Below are 16,442 nucleotides of genomic sequence, written 5' to 3' on the forward strand. Positions count from 1 at the left end.
GTTAATGACCATCGACGGGACGTACTGTTGCCGGGCTCATCAGCGCGCGGGATCGCCCATGCTGTCGACCAGGTAGTCGATGAAGCTGCGCACCTTCGGGGCCAGGTGGCTGCGGCTGGTATAGACGGCAAAGATGCCGATCTCCCCCAGTGCGTATTGCGGAAGGATGCGCACCAGCCGGCCGGCGGCCAGATGCTCGTCGGCCAGGAAGTCCGGCTGCATCGCGATGCCCAGGCCGGCCACCGCCGCTGCGCTCAGCACATGCCCGTTGTTGGCGCGCAGGCTGCCGTGGATGCGCACATCGCTATCGCCATCGGGCCCATGGAAGCGCACCTCGTCGCCGTTTGGCGAGTAGTGGTACAGCAGGCAGTCGTGGCCGGCCAGGTCGGACGGATGCATCGGGGTGCCGGCGCGTGCCAGATAGGCCGGCGCCGCGCAGGGCACCAGGCGGACCGTGCCCAGGCGCCGGGCGATCAGCGTCGGCGCCGGCTGCCGGGTGATGCGGATGGCGACATCGAAGCCTTCTTCGACCATGTCCACCAGCCGGTCCGACAGCGACAGGTCCAGTTCCACCTGCGGGTAGCGCGCGCAAAAGCCCGGCAGCAGCGCGGCCAGGCGCTCGATGCCATAGCTCACCGGCGCATTGACGCGCAGCACCCCGGCCGGCTCCAGCGCCTGCGCGCCGACCGTGGCCTCCAGATCGTCCAGGTCGGCCAGCAGTTGCAGACAGCGCTGGTAATACGCGGTGCCGGCGCTGGTCAGGCTGACCCGCCGGGTGGTGCGGTTGAGCAGGCGGGTGCCCAGCCGTTGCTCGAGCGCGGCGACCTGCCGGGTCACGCTGGCGGTGGAGCGGTCCAGCGCATCGGCGGCCGCACTGAAGCCGCTGCGTTCGGCCACTGCCGCGAACACGCGCATCGCATCGAGGGTATCCATGGGTGTCCGATTGTTGCTTTGATCGCAATAAATTATCCGAAGTAAAACTATTTATCAGAAATTTGTAAGCAATAGGCTGTGCAGGTCCTCACCGGAGTCCGTCCCATGTCCACCTCGCTTGCTTCCCCGCGTACCGCTGCCTATGGCGCCGGCTTGTTGCGCATCAGCCTGGGCGCGCTGTTCCTGGCCCACGGCCTGACCAAGTTGCTGGTGTTCACCCCCGCCGGCACCGTGGCCTATTTCCACTCGCTGGGCCTGCCGGGCGCGCTGGCCTACCTCACCATCGCGCTGGAACTGGGTCTGGGCCTGTCCCTGCTGCTGGGCATCTATGCGCGCTGGATCGGGTTGCTGGGCGTGCCGCTGCTGCTGGGCACCATCGTCAGCGTGCACGGCGGCAACGGCTTCGGTTTCTCCAATCCGGGCGGCGGCTGGGAATACCCGGCGCTGTGGGCGGTGTTGCTGATCGTGCAAGCCCTGCTCGGCGAAGGCGCGTGGGCGCTGAAGCCGGCGCGTTGAGGCTGCCTGTCGTTCTTCCGAGGAGTACGCCATGACCCGTTTGCCTTCCCTGTACATCTCGCACGGATCGCCGATGACTGCGCTGCAGCCAGGGCAGGTCGGCGAGCGCCTGGCCGAGCTCGCGCAGACCTTGCCGCGGCCGCGCGCGATCGTCGTTGCATCCGCGCACTGGCTGGGCCGTCGCCCGCTGGTCAGCGGCGCGGCGCGGCCGCCCACCATCCATGACTTCGGCGGCTTCCCGGCGCCGCTGTACGAGCTGGAATATCCCGCGCCCGGCGAGCCGGCGCTGGCGCAGCAGATCCTGCGCCGGCTGGAACAGGCCGGCCTGCATCCGCAGCTGGATCCGCAGCGCGGCTTCGATCATGGCGTGTGGGTGCCGCTGCGCCTGCTGTATCCGGCCGCCGACATCCCGGTGGTGTCGGTGTCGATCCAGCCCGAGCTGGGCCCGGCGCACCAGTTTGCGGTTGGCCGCGCGCTGGCGCCGCTGCGCGAGGACGGGGTGCTGGTGATCGGCTCGGGCAGCATCACCCATAACCTGCACGACTTCCGCCATGGCTACAAAGCCGAGCGCGAGGCGCCCTATGTGCGGCCCTTCATCGAGTGGACCGAGCGCAAACTGGTGGAGGACGACATCGCCGCGTTGCTGGACTATCGCCGGCAGGCACCGCATGCGGCACGGGCGCATCCCACCGACGAGCACCTGTTGCCGCTGTACGTGGCGATGGGCGCCGCCGGCGCCGACCGGCTCGGCGCACGGCGCATCGATGCCGGCATCGACGCGGGATTTCTGGCGATGGATATCTACCGGTTCGACGGCGACCCCAGTGGTGATCGCGCGCTTGCGGGCCCGGTCGCCGCCTGAGCCCCGGCAGGCGCAGCACGCCTGCACCGTCGCTGTCATCGACGGTGCAGGCGGCATGCCGGCCCCGCAATCCCGAGGCACCACCCAGCAGCCTGCAAGCCATGGCATGTGGCCAATTAGTGCCGCTGCAAGCAGGTGTGGTGCGGTGGCTATAGCCCGCAAGACCCATGGCGATACGGCTTGGTACCTACGGCACACCGGCCCGCAGCGACAAGGCATGCTGCCCACAAGAGCCGGCAGCGCAGCGCTCTGAAGCATTCACGATGAAGTGTGGTGCAGTCTCATAGGCTGAGACGCCTTCACGACATGCTGCTTGCGTGAAAATCCTCGACAAACTCGCAGTGCTGGCCGATGCGGCCAAATACGACGCGTCCTGCGCCTCCAGTGGCGCGAACAAGCGCAATTCGCTCGGCACCGGCGGGATCGGCAGCACCGAGGGCATGGGCATCTGCCACTCGTACACGCCCGACGGCCGCTGCGTGTCGCTGTTGAAGATCCTGCTCACCAATTTCTGCGTGTTCGATTGCGCGTATTGCGTCAACCGCGTGTCCAGCAACGTGCGCCGTGCGCGCTTCACGCCGGAAGAAGTGGTCACGCTGACGCTGGACTTCTACAAACGCAATTACATCGAAGGCCTGTTCCTGTCCAGCGGCATCATCCGCAACTCCGATTACACGATGGAGCAGCTGGTGGAAGTGGCGCGGCAGCTGCGCGAGGTGCATCACTTCGCCGGCTACATCCACCTCAAGACCATCCCCGATGCAACGCCGGAATTGCTGGCCGCCGCCGGCCGCTACGCCGACCGCCTGAGCATCAACGTGGAGCTGCCGACCGAGCAGGGATTGACGCTGCTGGCGCCGGAAAAAAGCGTTGGCGGCATCCGCTCGGCAATGGGCGAACTGCGTTGGCGCATCGAAGAAAACCAGCTGGAGCGCAAGGCCGAAAAGCTGCGCCGCGCCAAGCCGCCGCGCTTTGCACCGGCCGGGCAGAGCACGCAGATGATCGTCGGCGCCGACGATGCCAACGACCGCAGCATCCTGGACACCAGCCACAATCTCTACGGCAATTACCGGATGCGCCGGGTGTACTACTCGGCCTTCAGCCCGATCCCGGATGCCTCGTCCAAATTGCCGCTGCAGGCACCGCCGTTGCAGCGCGAACACCGGCTGTATCAGGCCGACTGGTTGCTGCGCTTCTACGAGTTCAGCGTGGAGGAGATCGCACCGGCGCAGTCCAGCGGCATGCTCGATCTGGACGTGGATCCGAAGCTGGCCTGGGCGCTGCGCAATCCGGAGCGGTTTCCGGTGGATCTGAACGCGGCGCCGCGCGAGATGCTGCTGCGGGTGCCGGGCCTGGGCACGCGCAATGTGGAGCGCCTGTTGTTGTCGCGCCGGCATGCGCGCTTGCGGGTGGGCGACCTAGCGCGGTTGCGGGTGCCGATGAAGAAGCTGCTGCCGTTTGTGAGCGTGCTGGACCATCATCCGCGCCAGCGCCTGGACGACCCGGTGCGCTTGCGCGCGCAACTGGCGCCGGCACCCCGGCAGGCGAGTCTGTTCGATTGAAACCGCAGCTGGCCGCCGCCATCCGGCGCACCGCCGCGTCCGCTGGCGTCTGCCGTGTTGCCGGGCAAGCTGCCCGAGAAGTGCGGATAAGGATGGCATCAGGCGCAAAGCTGCCACCGAACGCCAGTGCTGACACAGGAACGCGACGCTTTGCGAATCCCCAATCCCAAATCCCCAATCCCACCTCTCCATCCTGACCACCGCGATGTTCAACGCTGACGTCGAGCCGGGCTGGAGCCTTGAAGCATGGCGTGCGCTGGCGCGGGCAGGGTGGTGCGCGCAGGTGGAGCCCGACTCCATCGCGTGGAATGGCGGAGCGCAAGGCGGCTTGTTGATGGGGCAGGGGCTGCTGGATTTGCCGGCCGTGGCTGCAGCGCCGCGGGTGTCGGCGGAGTTCCTGCAGATGGCGGGAGCGGTGTTGTGTCACCGCGATCCGCAGCGCTATGCGGTGCTGTACCGGCTGTTGTGGCGGGTGGCCTGCGGCGAGCGCGCGCTGCTCGAGCGGGCCACCGATGTCGACGTGCATCGGGTGACGCAGTGGCAAAAGGCGGTGCAGCGCGATACGCACAAGATGAAGGCGTTCGTGCGCTTTCGGCGTTTGCCGGTGGAAGAGGAAGACTTCGTGGCGTGGTTCGAGCCCGAACATTGGATCGTGGATCGGGTGGCGCCATTTTTCGCGCGCCGCTTCGCCGGCATGCGCTGGGCGATCCTCACCCCATATCGCAGCGTACGCTGGGACGGTGAGGCGTTGACGTTCGGCGAGGGCGCCGTGCGCACCCAGGTGCCGGCCGACGATGCGCAGGAGACGCTCTGGCGCACCTATTACGCGCATATCTTCAATCCGGCGCGGCTCAATCCAACCATGATGCGGCAGGAAATGCCGCAGAAATACTGGAAGAACCTGCCCGAGGCGAGCCTGTTGCCGGAGCTGATCCGCGAGGCCGGGGTGCGCGTGCGCGAGATGGCCGAGCGTGCGCCCGAGCCGGTGCGGCGGCGAGTGCCGGTGGCGGCGGCGCCGGCCCCGGCAGTGGCCACGCAAAGCCTGGCGCAGTTGCGTGTGGCCGCGCGCGATTGCCGGCGTTGCGCGTTATGGCAGCCGGCAACGCAGACGGTGTTCGGCGAAGGGCCGAGCGATGCGTCGGTGATGGTGATCGGTGAGCAGCCCGGCGACGAAGAGGATCTGAGCGGGCGTCCGTTCGTCGGGCCGGCCGGGCGTTTGTTCAACATGGCGCTGGGCGAGATCGGCATCGACCGCGCCACGGTCTACGTGACCAATGCGGTCAAGCATTTCCGCTTCGAGCAACGCGGCAAGCGGCGGCTGCATCGCAACCCGGAACGGTCGCACGTGCAGGCCTGCAGTGGCTGGTTGCATGCCGAACGCGCGCAGCTGCGTCCGGCGCAGATCGTCTGCCTGGGCGCAACCGCCGCACAGGCGGTGTTGGGAAACGGCTTTCGCTTGATGCAGCAGCGCGGCCAGTGGCAGCGGCTGGACGACGGCACGCCGGTGCTGACCACCGTGCATCCCTCGTGGGTATTGCGGCAGGGTTCTGAGGCCGCGCGCGAGGAAGGCTACCGCGGGTTTGTGGAGGACCTGCGCCAGTTGCTGGATGCACCGGTTGCTGCAGAGCGCATGGCGAAGACATAAAAGATGCGCGTGCAAATGCACGCGCACGGTGTCGGAGAACGAGACACCAAGTGGAACCACTGGCGAGCCAGTGGTTCCCTCACCGCCGCTTTGCGGTGTGGTGGCGCTGCCTGGAGCCTGTTTCCAGGCATGCGCGGATACAACGATTCAGCAGTGTCTGCGCCTAAATCTTGTGCAGCCGATGCGCCGACGTTGTTGTGCAAGGCCAGCGCGGCCAACCACTTCAAGCAGGAGCGACAAGCAGGATTGCTGCAGGATGGTCAGGCAGGCCCGGTGGGTGTTCGACATCGGCATGTACCACCCGTACCTGCCGGTGTCGAGCGCAGCGTCCACGCCTACCCGAGTGCTTGCGGCAATGCAGCTGCTCTGAACGTTGCTGGCGTGCGCAGTTCGTCGTCGACCCATCGACGGAACCTGGCTGCGTTCCGCCGATGCAGGTCACGCGCCTGCGACTGCCTGCGTCAGGCAGCGAGCTGCCGTTACGGCATCAACACCTTGTCGACCACGTGAATCACGCCATTGCTCTGCATGACATCGGCAATGGTGACGTTGGCGGTGTTGCCCTTGGCATCGGTGATGGTGACCTTCTTGCCGTTGAGCTTTGCAGTCAACGCCTCGCCCTGCACGGTGGTCAGCGAGGCGCTGCCGCCGCCGGCCTTGATCTTGGCGATCAGCGATGCGGCGTCGACCTTGCCCGGTACCACGTGATAGGTCAGCACCTTGGTCAGCGTGGGCTTGGATTCGGGCTTGAGCAGCGTTTCCACCGTGCCGGCCGGCAGGGCGGCGAATGCGGCGTTGGTCGGGGCAAACACGGTGAACGGGCCCGGCCCCTTCAGCGTGTCGACCAGGCCGGCGGCCTTGACCGCGGCGACCAGGGTAGTGTGGTCCTTGGAGTTGACGGCGTTGTCGACGATGTCCTTGGTCACCAGCATCGGCGCACCGCCCACGGTCGGGTTCGATGCGGCGTAAGCGGGGGCCATGGCGCTGGTCAGGGCAATGGCGGTGGCAATGGCAAGCGACTGGAATGAGGTCTTCATGAGGCATCGATCCTTTGGGTAAGCGACTGCCTGGATGGCAATCGTAGTGCTGGATACGCGGGTAGATGCAGCGCGGATGCATCACGCGGTTTTTACACGGGCGTACCTGGCAGCGCGTTGCTCGAGATCGTCATAACGCAGACGTCGACACAGCCTGTTGCGCTCGCTGGGCTCGGGCGGCAGCTGCAACCCAGGCATGTGCCGGTGGTCGAAACCGAAGCGATGCAGGTCGAGGTGCCATTGCAGACAGGACGCGATCGACTTGCCGCCGTCCATGCGATGCGCAGCCAGTGCAGGCAAGGTTCAATGCGTTGCTGACGACAGTTGCCAGCAAGCGCGAAGAAGTTAGGCAAGATTATCTTTAGTCCTGCAACCTGATTATCGAATACGTGAATATCAGGCGGTTTTTGCTACATAGGTTCGTGGGTGAAGCCGGACTAAATAAGCAACTCTGTAGCATGATGTCGTCGGTGATCTGCTGCTTGTGTCATGTAACCTCGCGCCACTGGCTGCACTCATTCGCAGCTTGCGTGGAGTGCAGATAACGACGCTGAACCTTGCAGGCTGGCTCCGCATTTGCGGGCAACGCAATTCACCGAATCACGCAGAAAGGTTGTAGCTAGATGACGCAGAAAAAAACCCGATGCACGCGGCTGGCACTGGCAGCATGCCTGGCTGCAAGCGTGATGGTGTGCGGCATCACGCAGGTCTCGGCCGCAGCGCCGGCTTCGACGCCAACGCCAACAAAGGCCCTTGCTCCGTCCAGTCAAGCCTATCGGCCAGGGCAGCAATGGATTGTTCCGGGCGAGTGGCAGTTCACTATCGATGCCGTTCGCCCGGCCAAGGTGAGAATCCATGACGATGGCGGTGGGTCCTGGCGGCCTACGCAGGTGCTGCTGGTGAGTTACAGCTACAGGAACATCGGGTTCGATGACAGCGCCAACGACAAGGATGGCGGGCCCTCGACGCTGGCGTTTTCAAAAGCCCATATCGATGTGGTCGATGCCAACGATGCGGACAATGGCGGCGCAGGCAATTACCCGGTGCACCTCAAACTCGTGGAAGACGCCAACGGCCAGAAGATCGGCCAGCAGATGGTCGGCGCGCAGTGGCCGTATGCCTTCCGGAAAAAGCCCAAGGCAGTCAAGGTGGTGGTGAGTCACTACGACTCCAGGCTGCAACTGCAGCAAGCGACCTTCATCGTCCCGGTCGAGACCACGCGGCAATCGTCCCCGCATGCGAACAGGCGCGTTCGCCACAGCTGATTGCAGTCTGTCGGTGAGCTGCCCGGCAGGGCACGCCCGCAACAGGGCGCGCGCACGTCCATTCGCTGGCGTATCCAGCGGCGCCGCGCCGACCCGAGTCGGCAACGGTGTGACATTGACGGGCCCCGATGGCAGATCTGCCGCAACGAACGTCAAGCCGGGCGAGGTGGCGCAAAGGTTTCATCGCCGGATGCAAACCGGTATGTTTCCGTAGGCGCGTGATGGTGCGTTGCACTATGCGATGCCGCACGCGCGCACCGTTTCTTCTTCCGGGTTTTCCATGCATTCGATCGATGTCGTCCTCGCCATGTTGCTGGCGGTCGCGGCCAGCGGTTATCTGATCCGCATCCTGCCGTTCTCGTTGCCCCTGCCGTTGGTCCAGATTGCGCTTGGCGCGGTGGTTTCGGGTGTGTTCGATGCCGGGCACGAGCTGGAACCGGAGCTGTTCTTCCTGTTGTTCCTGCCGCCGCTGCTGTTCCTGGATGGCTGGCGCATTCCCAAACAAGGCCTGTTCCGCGACAAGGCGGCCATCCTCGAGCTGGCGCTGGGGCTGGTGGTGTTCACCGTGATCGGTGCGGGCCTGCTGATCCATTGGCTGATCCCGGCGATGCCGCTGGCGGTGGCCTTCGCGCTGGCGGCGATCATCTCGCCGACCGATCCGGTGGCGGTGTCCTCGATCGCCTCCAAGGTGTCGATCCCCAAGCGGCTGATGCACATCCTGGAAGGCGAGTCCCTGCTCAACGATGCCTCCGGGCTGGTGTGCTTCCAGTTCGCGGTGGCCGCGGTGCTGACCGGCAGCTTCTCGCTCGCCACCGCCTCGCTGACCTTCCTGTGGGTGGCATTGGCCGGCTTGGCGCTGGGCGTGGCCACCACCTTCGGCCTGAGCCGCATCCAGGCCTGGATCTGGCGCCACTTCGGCGAGGAGCCGGGTTCGGCGATCCTGGTCAATCTGCTGACCCCGTTCGCGGCCTATCTGCTGGCCGAAGCCTTCCATGCCTCCGGCATCCTGGCCGCAGTGGCCGCCGGCGTCACCATGAGCTACGTGGAGATGGCCGGCAACGCGCCGGGCAACATGCGGCTGCAGCGCTCGGCGGTGTGGGACACGGTGCAGTTCACCTTCAACGGCATCATCTTCGTGCTGCTGGGCGAACAGTTGCCGGGCATCCTGGACGGGGCGGTGCGCAGCGTGCAGGAGGCCGGGCACCTCAATCCGTGGTGGCTGGCGGTGTACGTGGCCACCATCAGCGCCAGCCTGATGGCGTTGCGCTTCGTGTGGGTGTTCCTGTCGCTGCGCTGGAACATCTTCAAGGCGCAGTGGCGCGGCGAGCAGCATGTCAGCCCGCCGTGGCGCATCGTGGTGGCGGTCTCGCTGGCCGGCGTGCGCGGTGCGATCACCCTGGCCGGCGTGCTCACGCTGCCGTTGATGCTGGAAGACGGCTCGCCGTTTCCGGCCCGCCAGCTGGCGATCTTCCTGGCCGCCTCGGTGATCCTGGTGTCGCTGCTGGTGGCCAGCGTGGCCTTGCCGCGGCTGCTGCGCGGGCTGGAATTGCCCGAGGAGGAAGACGAGCAGCTCAAGGAAGACCTGGCGGTGAAGGCGGCCTCGCAGGCGGCGCTGGAAGCGGTGGAAAAACTGCGTCAGCGGCTGGTGGACGGCAGCAAGCATGCCGAGCGCTACAACGCCGCCGCCAATCAGGTCAGCCAGCGTTATCAGCGCAAGCTGGGTGCAGTGGACATGGCCGAGACCGATCCGGAAGAGGCCGGTGCCTACGAACAGGCGCTGCGCCAGTTCCGCCATGCCGCGCTGGTGGCCGAGCGCAACGAGCTGTTCAAGCTGGCCAGGCGCCGCGAGATTTCCGACGACCTGTCGCGCCGGCTGGTGCGCAATCTGGACCTGATCGAGTCGCGCAAGCGGGCGTGAGCGCGCGGGAATCGGGAGTGGGGAATCGCAGGAGCCACAGCGGTTGCCGTGTTCGGGTAGGAGCGCACCTGGGCGCGATGGGGCGTTGGCGGGAAAGCCCCATCGCGCTCAGGCGCGCTCCTACGGAGATGCGCCGACTAACAGGCGCAGCAGGCGTACGCGGTCCAGTTCGCTGAGGCTTCCCGGCGCGCGCCGGAAGACACCATTCCATCCGCACTTCTCCCATCTTCATGGCGCACGGCCTACCCTGTGCGGCTGATCGCTCCAGTGCAGAAGACATGACTCCAATCGTTTCCATCCAGGGATTGAGCAAGACCTACGCTGGCGGTTTTCAGGCGCTCAAGCAGGTAGACCTTCAGATCCGGCGCGGCGAGATCTTCGCGCTGCTCGGTCCCAACGGCGCCGGCAAGACCACGCTGATCAGCATCATTTGCGGGCTGATCAACCCCAGCACCGGCACCGTGCTGGCCGATGGCCACGACATCGTGCGCGACTACCGCGCCGCGCGTGCCAGCATCGGCCTGGTGCCGCAGGAGCTGGCCACCGACGCGTTCGAAACCGTGTGGGCCACCGTGCGCTTCAGTCGCGGGCTGTTCGGCAAGCCGGCCAATGCGGCGTATCTGGAAACAGTGCTGCGCGAGCTCTCGCTGTGGGACAAGCGCCACAACAAGATTTCCACGCTGTCCGGCGGCATGAAGCGGCGCGTGCTGATCGCCAAGGCGCTGGCGCACGAGCCGCGCATCCTGTTTCTGGACGAACCCACCGCAGGCGTGGACGTGGAGCTGCGTCACGACATGTGGCAGATGGTGCGCAGGCTGCGCGAGCAGGGCACCACGGTGATCCTGACCACCCATTACATCGAGGAAGCCGAAGACATGGCCGACCGGGTCGGGGTGATCAATCGCGGCGAGCTGGTGCTGGTGGAAGACAAGCACACGCTGATGCGCAAGCTCGGCAAGAAGCAGCTCACGCTGAGCCTGCAGGCACCGCTGCAGGCCATCCCGGCCGCGCTGGGCGATCTGCCGCTGGAGCTGTCGGCCGACGGCAACAGCCTGGTCTACACCTTCGACACCCAGGCCGAGCAGACCGGTATCGGTGCGTTGCTGCGGCGGCTCAACGAGCAGGGCATCGACTTCAAGGACCTGCATTCCAGCGAGAGTTCGCTGGAGGAGATCTTCGTCAACCTGGTGCATGGCGCCCGCAACGTGGAGGTGCGCGCATGAACCGGCATGCGATTGCGGCGATCTACCGCTTTGAAATGGCGCGCGCCTTCCGCACGCTGACCCAGTCGATCGCCTCGCCGGTGTTGTCGACCTCGCTGTATTTCGTGGTGTTCGGCGCGGCGATCGGCTCGCGCATGGGCGACATCGACGGCGTCAGCTACGGGGCCTTCATCATTCCCGGGCTGGTGATGCTGTCCCTGCTCAACGAGAGCATTTCCAACGCCTCGTTCGGCATCTACATGCCGCGCTGGGCCGGCACCATCTACGAGGTGCTGTCGGCGCCGGTGGCCTGGTGGGAGATCGTGATCGGCTATGTGGGCGCGGCGGCCACCAAGTCGGTGTTGCTGGGCTTGCTGATCCTGCTCACCGCGCGGCTGTTCGTGCCTTACGAGATCGCGCATCCGCTGTGGATGCTGGGCTTTCTGGTGCTCACCGCGCTGACCTTCAGCCTGTTCGGTTTCATCATCGGCATCTGGGCCGACGGCTTCGAAAAACTGCAGGTGATCCCGCTGATGGTGGTGACGCCGCTGACCTTCCTGGGCGGCAGTTTCTACTCGATCAACATGCTGCCGCCGCTATGGCAGAAGGTCACCCTGTTCAATCCGGTGGTGTACCTGATCAGCGGGTTCCGCTGGAGTTTCTACGGCAAGGCCGACGTGCACATCGCGGTGAGCACCGGCATGACTTTCCTGTTCCTGCTGGTGTGCCTGGGCGTGGTGGCGGCAATCTTCCGCAGCGGTTACCGGCTCAAGGCGTGAGTGGTGACGGCAGTGGTTTGGTCGGCCGCACCCTGGTGGATGCCGTCGGCAGTCCGGGTCAACGTTGACTGGGGCGAGTGCGCAGCGCCCTCGCGGCTCGCGGGACGCGCCGTGAACCCGGCCCTGGGGACTCGGTAGCCGCATCCATGCCGTCCCACGGTCTCGCAATCGGCGAGGGCGCCACTCCAGAGAGTTTGCCGGCTGCTTTATTGAAAGCTCTGCGCAACGAAACGACCACCTCCGATGGTCCTCACCCTCTCGCAGTCGCCAGCGCTGACAAGGACGTACTTGCAGCGTGCCCCGCGAGGTGGGCGGGCCAGGGCCCTGCAGCCAGGGCGCAGGGCAGCCGGCCTGCAGTAGCCCGGCGTGACGTGGTGGTGTCAGCCGCTCTTATTCGGCAGCAGGCTTGGCGTCGCTCTTGGTGTCCAGGAAGTAGGCCACCACCTCACCCTTGATCTTCATGGTCATCGGGTTGCCGCGACGGTCGCGGGCCTTGCCGACCTGCACCTTGATCCAGCCTTCGCTGACCGAATACTCCTCCACGTTGTCGCGTTCGACACCGTTGAAGCGCACGCCGACGCCGCGGCCGAGCGCATCGGCATTGTGGAACGGGCTGCGTGCATCGATGGCCAGATGATCGGGAGGGGTATCGCTCATGGGAAAGGCGTCATGGCGGCCGGGATGGCCGTCTTCGGCCGCACAGGATACGGGCCCGCGCCGCGAAGATCAGCCCCGGCGCTGCCTGCGCACGCGCCGGGCGGTTTGCTTGCGCCCCGCCAGGCCTCACACTTCACGCCTGCACTCCTGGAACCAGACCGCCATGCCCGATAACAGCGCCGATTACGAAGACGACGAAGGCCTGCAGCCCGAAGGCGACGAAGACGATGTCGACGACCACCCGGCGCGGGTGTGGAATCTGCTGGTGCTGATCAATCCCGGCGACGAAGACACCGCCCTGGCCCAGTTCGATACCTGGCGCGAGGCGCAGGCCGACCTGGACGACGACGAGGGCGACGATGCCTGGTTGTGGGCCTTGAAGGATGCGATCGACTGGCGCTCGGGCTTTTTCGTGGACTGGAAGGACACCGACGCGTTCATTGCCGCCATCGACGAACTCAGCGCGCGCTGGAACCTGCGCATCGACTGGGGCGGCGACCTGGATGACGAGGAGTTTTCCAGCGATCTGAGTGTGCCCGACCTGATGGCGGTGGCCTTCGATCGTCTGCGCGAGCACGGCTACTCGCTGTGGAACTGGAACACCGGCGGCGACGCTTATGCCGGCTGGATCGCGCTCAGCCGCGACGACGACGCCATGCTGGCGCTGACCTCGCTGTTGGGGGTGGAAGTGCGGCTGGGGAACGAAGCGTTCTGAGGCGGGGCCGGGATTGGGGAATCGGGATTGGGAGATTCCGGATTCCGGATTCGCAGGAACGATGTGTGGGTGTGGTTGTGTCGAGCTGCGGTGGTGCGTGCTGCCGCAGCAGCATGCCAAGCGCCTGGTGGCCACTAGGGTCTGCCGCGCAGGCATGGTCCACGGCCCAGCGATTGCCACGTAGGAGCGTGCCTGCGCGCGACGGGCATTACCGGGACGGCTCCTCGCGCTCAGGCGCGCTCCTACAACGGCGTGCCGTTATGGTGCGGAGGGGATGCCGCCGGTCGTGAAGTTGCAGGCCTCTTTACCAGGAGGCTTACACGGCCCAGCGCTTGCCACGTAGGAGCGTGCCTGCGCGCGACGGGCATTACCGGGACGGCTCCTCGCGCTCGGGCGCGCTCCTACAACGGCGTGCCGTCATGTGCAGAGGGATGCCGCCGGTCGTGAAGTTGCAGGCCTCTTTACCAGGAGGCTTACACGGCCCAGCGATTGCGACGTAGGAGCGTGCCTGCGCGCGACGGGCGTTACCGGGACGGCTCCTCGCGCTCAGGCGCGCTCCTACAACAGCGTGCCGTTATGGTGCGGAGGGGATGCCGTCATCATGGGTGCTGGAAGTTGCAGGCCTCCAGGCCAGGACGCATGAACGGGCCAACGCTTGCCACGTAGGAGCGTGCCTGCGCGCGACGGGCGTTACCGGGACGGCTCCTCGCGCTCGGGCGCGCTCCTACAACGGCGTGCCGCCAATCAGGTTGTGGCGATCGCCGTTACGACTCCCCAACCCCGACTCCCCAATCCCCGCCTCAAGGCGCCTCGCCGCGCGCCTGTGCACGCGCGTTGGCGATCAAGGCCTTGAGCAGGGCGCGGTCGGTGTGACGGGAGATCGCAATGGCACCGAGCGCGATCGCTTCGGCGCGTAGCGTTGCGGACACATCGTAGTGCGCGCCGCTGAGTTTGTTCTGGAAGGCGCGGCGGGGAATGCCCAGCCGCGCCGCCATTGCATGCAGCTCGTCCAGCGTATCGCCGAGCAGGTGCGCCCAGCGCTGCTCGCGCCACGGATGCACCGCATCGTCGACGTAGACGGCCACGGGCAGGCCCTTAGGCCTTCTTGCCCTTCTTCTTCTTGCCGCCGTCGGTTGCGTCGTCGGCGTCGTCCTGCGACGCGTCGCCTGCGGTCTCGGCAGCGGCGTCTTCGGCGCTGGCATCAGCATCGGCATCGGTGTCCGCGTCGGCATCTGCCTGGGCATCGCCTGCCTCGGCGTCTGCGTCTTCGGCTTCGCCGTCGTCGCCTTCAGCGTCGCTGTTCTCGAACTCGGACACCAGCGTGGTCAGGTATTCCTCGGCGGTCTTGCCGTCTTCGGCGGCCAGGTCGTCGATCATCTGCTGCAGCTGGGTGGAGTATTCCAGCGAGATGGTCTTGCCTTCCTTCTCCTGCAGATTGGCCAGGTGCTTGAGCATGGCCAGCATCGGCACCGGATTGTCGGCGCTGCCCATGGTCTGGCCGCCGATCGACAGCAGCCATTCGCTGCCGCTCTGCAAGCCGATCGCAGCGACCACGCGGCCGTCGGCATCCTGCAGCACGGCATGGTTGGCGATCTGCGGCGCCTGGCCCAGACGGGCGATCGGGCGCTTGGGTTGGGACTTCTTGCGCTTGTCGCGCTTGGCCTTGGAATTGCGGGACACGGTGTTCTCGACGCTGGGAATGGCCGACCATTCTAGGCGCTTGCGCGTGACCCGGCTCGGGTGCCGCCGCCAGGCCGGTGAAACGCCAGCCGCGCCGGGGGATGCTGCTGTCGGCGCTTCCGGCGTTGCGAAGGCCGCTGACGCCGATATGTCGGACAGGCTGCAGCGGCTGGCACCGCGGGTCTGTCGGAGCGCCAACGCGCGATTTCCGGTCAGGATCGGCATTCAGGACGACAAGCTCTAAAAGCCCGACAAGCCCGACAAGCCCGACAAGCAGCCCGCAGGGCGACCAGATCCGACATGCGCATCAAGTTCGGCATGCACATCGGATTCGACATGCACGACAACGTGTCGTCTGCCGTCTGCCGTCTGCCGTAGCTGTAGCTGTAGCTGTAGCCGCAGCCAGCAACCGCCAAGAACACCAAAAACCGCCAGGCAACCTCAGGCCAAGTTCCCGCAGCCGCCGTCAGCGCCGCGCGGGTACTTCGCTGACCGCAGTGCGCGGTGCGGCCACGGCGGCTTCGGCAGCCTTGGCCAGTGCGGTGGCCGAAGCCACCTGGCTGCGCGTGGAGACGCGCGGTGCCGCCGGCGCGGCGCTGGTGACTGGGGGTGCTGCAGCAGGCGGTGTGGCGCTAGCCGCAGCCGCAGGTCCGCCCGCCGGCGCAGCAGCGCTGGGTCCTGCCGCAGGCAGCGCGGCCGGGGTCCCCACCGCGGTGGTGGCGGTTGCTGCGGCACTTAGATCCGGCACATGGGTGTCGGCATCGTGGGTCGGCTTGCCCAGCGCAATGCCCTGGCCGGCGCCGGCCAGCGCGGCCTGTTCGGCATCCTGGGTCATCACCACGATGCTGATGCGGCGGTTGATCGGGTTCTGCGGGTCGGTCTTGTCGAACAGCACCGACGAGGACAGCCCCACCACGCGGGTGACCTTGGCATCGTCCATGCCGCCGCCCACCAGCGCACGGCGCGCGGCATTGGCGCGGTCGGCGCTGAGTTCCCAGTTGGTGTAACCGGTATCGCTGCTGTAGGCGGTGGTGTCGGTGTGGCCGGTGATGCTGATGTGGTTGGGCACCTGGTTGATGAAGCTGGACAGCTCGCGCAGGATTGCCACGGTGTACGGCTTGAGCTGGTCGCGGCCCATGTCGAACATCGGCCGGTTCTGCTTGTCCACGATCTGGATGCGCAGGCCGTCCGGGGTGAGGTCGAGCAGCAACTGGTCCTTGAACGGCTCCAGCGCCTGGCTCTTGTCGATGGCCTCTTTCAGGTCCTGCATCAGCGCTTCCAGGCGCTTCTTGTCCCTGGCGCGGCTGTCCTCGTTGGTGTCGGCAGCGTTGTCGCGCTTGCGGCCCATCTCGTCCTTCTGCCCCTTGGCCATGTCGGCGGTGCCGCCGAGCTTGATCATCGAGGTGCTGGCGCCACCAGGGCCGTTCATGCCCGGCGAGGGGGCCGGCGACTTGCCCGACAATGGGCTGGGATTGCGGAAGTATTCCGAGATCGCCGCGCGCTGCTCCTTGGTGGTGGCGGCCATCAGCCACAGCACCAGGAAGAACGCCATCATCGCGGTCACGAAGTCGGCAAACGCCACCTTCCAGGCGCCGCCATGATGGCCGCCGCCCTGCACCTTCTTGACCCGTCGGATGACGACGGTGGATTTGCCCTCGGCCATGACCGCGG

At 66.2% G+C, this 16,442-nt stretch carries 16 protein-coding genes; 9 read left to right on the forward strand and 7 right to left on the reverse strand.

Features of this window, described 5'->3' with window-relative positions:
* Positions 1 to 39: 39 nt before the first annotated feature.
* Positions 40 to 933 carry a LysR family transcriptional regulator gene (locus ABQ137_RS15100; protein ID WP_053051533.1) on the reverse strand — a complete coding sequence of 298 codons (894 nt, stop codon included), beginning with the start codon at positions 931 to 933 and terminating at the stop codon, positions 40 to 42.
* 105 nt (positions 934 to 1,038) lie between these two features.
* Here ABQ137_RS15100 and ABQ137_RS15105 point away from each other — a divergent pair, with 105 nt between their 5' ends.
* The 4 genes from ABQ137_RS15105 to ABQ137_RS15120 all read left to right on the forward strand — a co-directional run bounded on the left by ABQ137_RS15105 (position 1,039) and on the right by ABQ137_RS15120 (position 5,518).
* Positions 1,039 to 1,449 (forward strand): DoxX family protein, encoded by a 411-nt coding sequence (locus ABQ137_RS15105; RefSeq protein WP_046344517.1) that lies wholly within the window; start codon positions 1,039 to 1,041, stop codon positions 1,447 to 1,449.
* A gap of 31 nt (positions 1,450 to 1,480) precedes the next feature.
* Complete coding sequence (locus ABQ137_RS15110) at positions 1,481 to 2,311, forward strand: dioxygenase family protein (RefSeq protein ID WP_349783090.1); 831 nt, start codon at positions 1,481 to 1,483, stop codon at positions 2,309 to 2,311.
* Between the two features lie 317 nt (positions 2,312 to 2,628).
* Positions 2,629 to 3,873 (forward strand): putative DNA modification/repair radical SAM protein, encoded by a 1,245-nt coding sequence (locus ABQ137_RS15115; RefSeq protein ID WP_016900902.1) that lies wholly within the window; start codon positions 2,629 to 2,631, stop codon positions 3,871 to 3,873.
* A 205-nt stretch (positions 3,874 to 4,078) separates the two neighbouring features.
* Entirely contained in the window at positions 4,079 to 5,518 is a 1,440-nt protein-coding gene (locus ABQ137_RS15120) for a UdgX family uracil-DNA binding protein (RefSeq protein WP_184519381.1), read from the forward strand.
* A gap of 479 nt (positions 5,519 to 5,997) precedes the next feature.
* Here the strand turns inward: ABQ137_RS15120 and ABQ137_RS15125 are convergent, their stop codons facing one another.
* Positions 5,998 to 6,555, reverse strand: a complete 558-nt coding sequence (locus ABQ137_RS15125) for a fasciclin domain-containing protein (RefSeq protein ID WP_016900899.1) — start codon at positions 6,553 to 6,555, stop codon at positions 5,998 to 6,000.
* A gap of 81 nt (positions 6,556 to 6,636) precedes the next feature.
* Positions 6,637 to 6,831, reverse strand: coding sequence for a hypothetical protein (locus tag ABQ137_RS15130; RefSeq protein WP_065032922.1), 195 nt, complete (start codon positions 6,829 to 6,831; stop codon positions 6,637 to 6,639).
* Between the two features lie 347 nt (positions 6,832 to 7,178).
* Between ABQ137_RS15130 and ABQ137_RS15135 the strand changes: the two genes are divergently transcribed.
* The 4 genes from ABQ137_RS15135 (at position 7,179) to ABQ137_RS15150 (ending at position 11,719) form a co-directional block, all read left to right on the forward strand.
* Complete coding sequence (locus ABQ137_RS15135) at positions 7,179 to 7,820, forward strand: hypothetical protein (RefSeq protein WP_349783093.1); 642 nt, start codon at positions 7,179 to 7,181, stop codon at positions 7,818 to 7,820.
* Between the two features lie 280 nt (positions 7,821 to 8,100).
* On the forward strand, positions 8,101 to 9,738 hold the full coding sequence (locus tag ABQ137_RS15140; RefSeq protein WP_016900897.1) for a Na+/H+ antiporter: 1,638 nt from the start codon (positions 8,101 to 8,103) through the stop codon (positions 9,736 to 9,738).
* A 278-nt stretch (positions 9,739 to 10,016) separates the two neighbouring features.
* Complete coding sequence (locus ABQ137_RS15145; RefSeq protein WP_024940707.1) at positions 10,017 to 10,961, forward strand: ABC transporter ATP-binding protein; 945 nt, start codon at positions 10,017 to 10,019, stop codon at positions 10,959 to 10,961.
* Positions 10,958 to 11,719 carry an ABC transporter permease gene (locus ABQ137_RS15150; protein ID WP_054593061.1) on the forward strand — a complete coding sequence of 254 codons (762 nt, stop codon included), beginning with the start codon at positions 10,958 to 10,960 and terminating at the stop codon, positions 11,717 to 11,719. Before ABQ137_RS15145 ends, ABQ137_RS15150 begins: the two co-directional genes overlap by 4 nt.
* Before the next feature lie 390 nt (positions 11,720 to 12,109).
* Here the strand turns inward: ABQ137_RS15150 and ABQ137_RS15155 are convergent, their stop codons facing one another.
* The gene (locus ABQ137_RS15155; RefSeq protein ID WP_046344507.1) at positions 12,110 to 12,376 is read right to left on the reverse strand and encodes a DUF3297 family protein; all 267 of its coding nucleotides are present in this window, start codon (positions 12,374 to 12,376) and stop codon (positions 12,110 to 12,112) included.
* Positions 12,377 to 12,539: 163 nt separating this feature from the next.
* Here ABQ137_RS15155 and ABQ137_RS15160 point away from each other — a divergent pair, with 163 nt between their 5' ends.
* Positions 12,540 to 13,091, forward strand: coding sequence for a DUF6630 family protein (locus ABQ137_RS15160; protein WP_184519387.1), 552 nt, complete (start codon positions 12,540 to 12,542; stop codon positions 13,089 to 13,091).
* Positions 13,092 to 13,891: 800 nt separating this feature from the next.
* On the opposite strand, the gene ABQ137_RS15165 is transcribed toward ABQ137_RS15160, so the two are convergent.
* From ABQ137_RS15165 to motB, 3 genes are all read right to left on the reverse strand, one after another.
* Positions 13,892 to 14,176, reverse strand: coding sequence for a DUF4031 domain-containing protein (locus tag ABQ137_RS15165; RefSeq protein WP_024940290.1), 285 nt, complete (start codon positions 14,174 to 14,176; stop codon positions 13,892 to 13,894).
* A gap of 10 nt (positions 14,177 to 14,186) precedes the next feature.
* Complete coding sequence (locus ABQ137_RS15170) at positions 14,187 to 14,771, reverse strand: hypothetical protein (RefSeq protein ID WP_503021223.1); 585 nt, start codon at positions 14,769 to 14,771, stop codon at positions 14,187 to 14,189.
* A 466-nt stretch (positions 14,772 to 15,237) separates the two neighbouring features.
* Positions 15,238 to 16,434 carry a flagellar motor protein MotB gene (motB, locus tag ABQ137_RS15175; protein ID WP_167763641.1) on the reverse strand — a complete coding sequence of 399 codons (1,197 nt, stop codon included), beginning with the start codon at positions 16,432 to 16,434 and terminating at the stop codon, positions 15,238 to 15,240.
* Between the last annotated feature and the right edge of the window lie 8 nt (positions 16,435 to 16,442).

Source organism: Xanthomonas sp. WHRI 8393, assembly GCF_040203315.1.
Classification (GTDB): domain Bacteria; phylum Pseudomonadota; class Gammaproteobacteria; order Xanthomonadales; family Xanthomonadaceae; genus Xanthomonas; species Xanthomonas arboricola.